This window comes from Pseudomonas sp. PB103 (assembly GCF_009764635.1).
Classification (GTDB): Bacteria; Pseudomonadota; Gammaproteobacteria; order Pseudomonadales; family Pseudomonadaceae; genus Aquipseudomonas.
This window is the reverse complement of sequence record NZ_RWIL01000064.1, coordinates 1-2,555: the sequence shown is the minus strand read 5'-3', so window position 1 is coordinate 2,555 and position 2,555 is coordinate 1. Positions and strand designations below refer to the sequence as shown.

The window sequence follows — 2,555 nt, the reverse complement described above, 5'->3', positions numbered from 1 at the left end:
GCTGGCTTGCCAGCGATGAGGCCAGGTCAGACACCATCAAAACCTGCTACTGGACCAGTTGATTGATCTCAATGATCGGCAACAACACCGCCATCACAATCACCAGCACCACCCCGCCCATCACCACAATCATCAGCGGTTCCAGCAACGCGGTCATGCCCATTGCCCGCCGCTCGATATCGCGCGACAGGGTTTGCGCCGCGCGCTCTAGCATGGGTGGCAGCGACCCGGTTTTTTCGCCGCTGGCGATCAGGTGAATCAACACCGGAGGGAATACGTTCTCCACGCGCAGCGCAGCGGCGAGGTTGACGCCTTCACGCACTTTGGCCGTCGCTTCACTGACACTCAAACTCAAGCGGTCATTGGACAAGGTCTGCCGCGCCGCCTCCAGCGCCCGCAACAACGGCACCCCGGCGCCGCCGAGAATCGCCAGGGTCGAGGCAAAACGCGCAGTGTTCAGGCCGAGGATAAATCGTCCGAACAGCGGCAACTTCAGCACCCGATGATGCCAACTCAAGCGTGCCGCCGGGTTACGTAAATACAAGCGCCAGCTCCAAAACGCCCCGGCCATGATCCCGGCGCAGAGCCAGCCCCAACTGCGGATGAAATCACTGGCGTTGAGCATCGCCAAGGTCAGCCCCGGCAAATCCTGCCGCGCCTGGGAAAACGCGCTGACCACCTGCGGCACCACGTAACTGAGCAGGAAAATCACGATGCCGATCGAGACCAATCCAACCACGCCCGGATAGATAAACGCGGTGAGAATCTTGCCGCGCAGGTTGTTGCGCTCCTCGATGTAATCCGCGAGCCGCTCCATGACCTGCGCCAGATCGCCGGACTCTTCCCCGGCCGCAATCAGTGCGCGGTAAATCTCGGGAAAATCACGTGGCCTTGCCGCCAACGATTCCGCCAGACGCATACCGCTGCGCACATCCGCACGCACAGCGCTAAGGGTGTGGGCGATGTGCTTTTTTTCAGCCTGCTCGACCGTGGCACTCAGCGCGGCTTCCAACGGCAGACTGGCGCCGAGCAGACTCGCCAGTTGCCGTGTGGCCCAGGCCAGATCGTTGTCCGAGAGTTTGGCGCTGAACAGTCCACCTCCGCCGTGACTGGCAACGTTGCTTTCCTTGTGCACCGACAACGCGGTCAACCCGCGCCCGCGTAATGTTGTGAAAGCGGCGCTTTGACTGTCCGCCTCAAGGTGCCCATTTTCGATCTTGCCGCTGGCATCAGCAGCTTCAAAACGATAGCGATTCATCAGGCGTCCCGTGTCACACGCAAGATTTCTTCAGGCGCGGTGGCGCCGCTGCGGATCCAGCGTTCACCGTCCTCACGCAGGCTGAACATCCCGGCTTTGGCCGCTGAGGCGCGCAAGGCCTGCTCCCCTGCCCCTTGGTGAATCAGGGTGCGGATGTCGTCGTCGATGCAGAACAATTCGTGGATGCCGGTGCGGCCGCTGTAACCGGTTTGATTGCACGCCGGGCAACCGACCGGGCGCCAGGTGCCCGGTGCCGTTGGGTCTTCTTGCTTGCACTGATTGCACAGGCGTCGCACCAATCTTTGCGCGAGCACCCCGAGCATCGACGAGGCCAGCAGAAACGGTTCGACGCCCATGTCGATCAAGCGGTTGACCGCCGACACCGCATCGTTGGTGTGCAAGGTTGCCAGCACCAGGTGACCGGTCAGCGAGGCCTGCACGGCGATTTGTGCGGTTTCGAGATCGCGGATTTCGCCGATCATGATGATGTCCGGGTCTTGGCGCAGGATCGCCCGCAACGCCAGGGCAAAGGTCATGTCGATCTTGGCGTTGACCTGAATCTGGCTGATCCCCGGCAGGTCGTACTCCACCGGATCTTCGACGGTGAGGATGTTGCTGGTGCTCGCATCCAGTCGCGCGAGTGCCGCGTAAAGGCTGGTGGTTTTGCCGCTGCCGGTGGGGCCGGTGACCAGGACGATGCCGTGGGGCTGGCGGATCAGATGATCGAGTTTGGCCAGCACCTGTGCGTCCATGCCGAGAGTTTCCAGGTGCAGACGTCCGGCCTGTTTGTCGAGCAGACGCATCACCACCCTTTCGCCATGCCCGGTCGGCACGGTGGAAACACGAATGTCTATCGGCCGCCCGGCCACGCGCAAGGCGATACGACCATCCTGTGGCAGGCGTTTTTCGGCGATATCGAGCTGCGCCATGATCTTGATCCGCGACACCAGCGCACCGTGCAACGCCTTGCGCGGCGAAACCACGTCACGCAGGGTGCCGTCGACGCGATAGCGCACCACCGAATGGGTTTCGAAGGGTTCGATGTGAATGTCGCTGGCCTCATCGCGCGCGGCCTGGGTCAGCAGCGCGTTGATCATGCGAATCACCGGCGCACCGTCCTGAGTGTCGAGCAGGTCGGTGATTTCCGGCATGTCCTGCATCAGCCGATCCAGATCAACTTCGTTCTCCGCCGCCCCGACCACCGCCGCCGCACTGCCGGTGTCGGCATAAGCGGCGGCCAGCAAGCCATCCAGCTCATCATCGCGCACCCGCTGAATCGTGGTCGCAGCAAACTGCC

At 62.3% G+C, this 2,555-nt stretch carries 2 protein-coding genes; both read right to left on the bottom strand.

All coding sequences use genetic code 11. From position 1 onward, the window contains the following. Nucleotides 1-46: 46 nt before the first annotated feature. Entirely contained in the window at nt 47-1,258 is a 1,212-nt protein-coding gene (gene gspF / locus EJA70_RS12705) for a type II secretion system inner membrane protein GspF (RefSeq protein ID WP_158831099.1), read from the bottom strand. Continuing rightward, nucleotides 1,258-2,555 (bottom strand): type II secretion system ATPase GspE (gene gspE, locus EJA70_RS12700; RefSeq protein WP_158831097.1); only part of this gene is annotated, 1,298 nt, incomplete at its 5' end. The genes gspF and gspE, both read right to left, overlap by 1 nt.